This is a genomic window from Paraburkholderia sp. (assembly GCF_049581445.1).
Taxonomy (GTDB): domain Bacteria; phylum Pseudomonadota; class Gammaproteobacteria; order Burkholderiales; family Burkholderiaceae; genus Paraburkholderia.
Genome location: NZ_JBAURZ010000030.1, coordinates 1 through 3,326, shown reverse-complemented (window position 1 = coordinate 3,326; position 3,326 = coordinate 1). Strand labels below are relative to the sequence as shown.

The 3,326-nt window shown below is 63.3% G+C and carries 4 protein-coding genes; 3 read left to right on the top strand and 1 reads right to left on the bottom strand.

Annotation, left to right across the window (positions count from 1 at the left end; translation table 11 throughout):
- Nucleotides 1-602, bottom strand: a 602-nt coding sequence (locus tag WCA85_RS01765; RefSeq protein ID WP_424061359.1) for a LysR family transcriptional regulator, incomplete at its 3' end; no start/stop codon positions are given.
- A gap of 116 nt (nt 603-718) precedes the next feature.
- On the opposite strand from WCA85_RS01765, the gene WCA85_RS01760 reads away from it, so the two are divergent.
- From WCA85_RS01760 to WCA85_RS01750, 3 genes are all read left to right on the top strand, one after another.
- A complete protein-coding gene (locus WCA85_RS01760; RefSeq protein WP_424061357.1) occupies nt 719-1,804 on the top strand; it encodes a YeiH family protein in 1,086 nt (361 codons plus the stop codon).
- A gap of 166 nt (nt 1,805-1,970) precedes the next feature.
- Nucleotides 1,971-2,708, top strand: a complete 738-nt coding sequence (locus WCA85_RS01755) for a glutathione S-transferase (protein ID WP_424061356.1) — start codon at nt 1,971-1,973, stop codon at nt 2,706-2,708.
- Between the two features lie 134 nt (nt 2,709-2,842).
- Nucleotides 2,843-3,326, top strand: a 484-nt coding sequence (locus tag WCA85_RS01750; protein WP_424061354.1) for a chloride channel protein, incomplete at its 3' end; no start/stop codon positions are given.

The window sequence follows — 3,326 nt, the reverse complement described above, 5'->3', positions numbered from 1 at the left end:
CTGCCAGCACTGCCAGCACTGTCAGCGCTGCCGGCCGTGCTCGCGCCGCGCGGCGCCGATTCGCGGCCTTCGGCCAACGGATGATTACGCGGCATGATGGCGACGATCTCGTCCTCGCGCCAGGCGTGAACAGCGGTATCCGGTGGCAGATCGGCCCCCACGGGCCCTTCGACCATCGCAATATCGAGCGACGTGAGCGCGCTGATGATGTCCGCCGTATTGCCATCCACGGTATGCAGCGTCACCTCCGGATGGCGCCGGTGAAACTCCGCAATCAGATACGGCAGCAGATAGCTGGCCGGCGTAGTGCTCGCGCCGACCCGCAGCGTGCCGCTCTCAAGGCCGCGCAATGCGTCGCGATACGCATGCGCCTGCCGCCAGGTGTCGCGCAGCCGCGTCGCGTAGCTCGCGAGCTGTTCGCCAGCGGGAGTCAGACGCACGCCACGGCCATCGCGTAAGTAGAGCGGCTCGCCGAACTCGTCCTGCAACTGACGCAGTTGCCCCGACACCGCAGGCTGCGATAGATGCAAGGCAACCGCGGCCCTGCTGATGTTGCGATGCTCGGCGACGGCGGCGAAAGTTATAAGCTGATCGGGGGTCATGGTCAATAAATATCAATCCAGCCGATAGTTTATGTCACAAATGACGATTTTTCATATCGATATATTCAAATTAGGATTAGGCCATCCAATCAGAACACGCCCCGACGGCAATGACCATGTCCACCGCTCAACTCGATGCCGCTTCCGGCCATACCGGTTCCTCCACCCGAGGGCAGCTCAACGGAATTCTCTTCGTTGCCCTGTTTGCTGCCGCTGTCACCCGCATCGCGTCCATTCCCGCCATCGCGGGGCTCGGCCTCAGTCCGCTGATCGTCGGCATCGTCGCGGGTGCGCTGTACGGCAATGCGCTGCGTGACGGCATGCCCGCCAGCTGGGCGGCGGGCGTCAACTTCTCGGCGCGCAAGCTGCTGCGCATCGCGGTCGCCTTCTTTGGCTTGCGGGTCAGCCTGCAGGAAATCGCGCAGGTCGGTTTGCCGGGGCTCGCCGAGTCAGTCCTCGTGGTCGTGAGCACGCTCGTGGTTGGTACATGGGCTGGCATGAAGCTGATGAAGCTCGACCGCGACACTGCGCTCCTAACGGCCGCGGGCAGCGCGATCTGCGGTGCCGCTGCCGTGCTGGCGTTCGAATCCACCCTGCAATCGAAGCCGCACAAGAGCGCGATGGCCGTGGGTAGCGTGGTGCTGTTTGGCACGCTGTCGATGTTCCTCTACCCGGTCCTCTTCAAGGCGGGCTGGCTGCATCTCGATACCGTCGGCGCGGGTCTGTTCTTTGGCGGCACGATCCACGAAGTCGCGCAAGTGGTGGGCGCTGCCAGCAACGTAAGCCCCGAAGCCACCCACATCGCCACCATCGTGAAGATGACCCGCGTGATGTTGCTGGTGCCGGTGCTGCTGGCCGTCGGTCTGTGGGTCAACCGCCCCGCGCGTGGTGCAGCAGCGAGCGCTGATGCTGGTGCAAAGCAGGCACCGCGCAAGCTCGCGATCCCCTGGTTCGCGCTTGGCTTCCTCGGTTGCGTGCTGGTGAATTCGCTGCATGTGATGCCCGCAGCGGCCACGCAAACCCTCAACACGCTCGACACCTTTGCGTTGACGATGGCCATGACGGCGCTCGGCATCGAAACGCGTATCTCGCAGATTCGCGAAGCCGGTCCCCGTGCGCTGACCACCGGTCTGATCCTGTATGTATGGCTGATTTTCGGCGGACTGGGCATTACGTGGCTCGTCCAGCACTTCATCGGCTAAGCGTATTCGCCTTGCTGCCAGCCCCGCCGCGTGCGGGGCTTTGTGCATTTTCAGCGCCCGAGGTACTGCATCACGCGGCATACTGGCCAGGCGCGCAGCAGAACGGGCCGCAGGGCGTTGGACGGCTCAGCGCGCCACCTGAACCCCACCGAATGAGGATCAATCGATGAGCTTTGAACTCTACTATTGGGACGGTTTGCAAGGCCGTGGCGAATTCGTCCGGCTCGCGCTCGAAGAAGCCCGCGCGGACTACATCGAAGTGGTACGAGGCAAGAAATCACAAGGCCAGGGCACGGGCGCAATGATGGCGGTGCTCGACAGCAAGAGCGAACCCTGTCCGCCGTTCGCGCCGCCCTTTCTGCGCGACGGCGATCTGTTGATCCCGCAGAGCGCCAACATCCTTTTCTATCTCGGTCCGAAGCTCGGCCTCGCCCCCACCGATGAAGGCCTGCGCTATGTCGCCAATGGCCTGCAGTTGACCATTGCCGACATCGTCACCGAGGTCCATGACACGCATCATCCGCTCGCCACTGGCCTTTACTATGAGGACCAGAAAGACGCGGCGAAAATCCGCGCGCACCACTTCATCGACGAACGCATGCCGAAGTTCATGCATTACTTCGAGCGTGTGCTCAAGCAAAACCCGGCGGGGGACCAGCATATGGTGGGGGACGCGCTGACCTACGTCGATCTCTCGATGTTCCAGCTCATCGACGGTCTGCATTATGCGTTTCCGCGCGCGACACGCCATTTCGGCGAGCACTATCCCCTGCTGGCGGCCTTACACGACGCGGTAGCCGAGCGGCCGAATATTGCCGCTTATCTGACCTCGCCACGACGCCTGGCCTACAACGAGCTGTGCATCTTCCGACACTACCCGGAACTCGACAAGGCAGCGCGGTGACCACGCAGGCACGCCAACACAGCTCACGTGGCGCATGCGCGCTCCATCCAGTCAAACCCTACCCGCTGCGCGGCGGCCGCAATGCTATTCTTGCGCGCGGTTTCTTTCCACCTTTCACCTGACCTGCTGCCGTCGTGCTTTCATTCCTGCTGAAGTTGCGCACCCGCGCTCAAGATCTGTTCAGACTTTCCGACGCCCACACGATGCTGGTGTGGTCGGTGGTCGTGGGCGTCGCGGGCGCGTTTGCAACCATTGCATTTCGCGAGGGCATCTCGCTACTGCAACTGGCAATAGCCGGCCAGTCGGGCAGCTTCGTGAGCATGGCCAAACGCATGCCGTGGACCGAGCGCATCTGGCTGCCGGCGGCGGGCGGTCTGATCGCGGGCTTCCTGTTGCTGGTCGCGCGGCGTCACGCGGACAAGAACAGTCACACCGACTACATGGAAGCTGTCGCGATTGGCGATGGCGTGGTACCGGTGCGCCTGAGCTTCTGGCGCAGCGTGTCGTCGCTGTTCACGATTTCGAGCGGCGGCTCGATCGGCCGCGAAGGGCCGATGGTGCAACTGGCGGCGCTCTGCGCGTCGCTGATTGGGCGTGTGGTGCACCTGGACCCGGCGC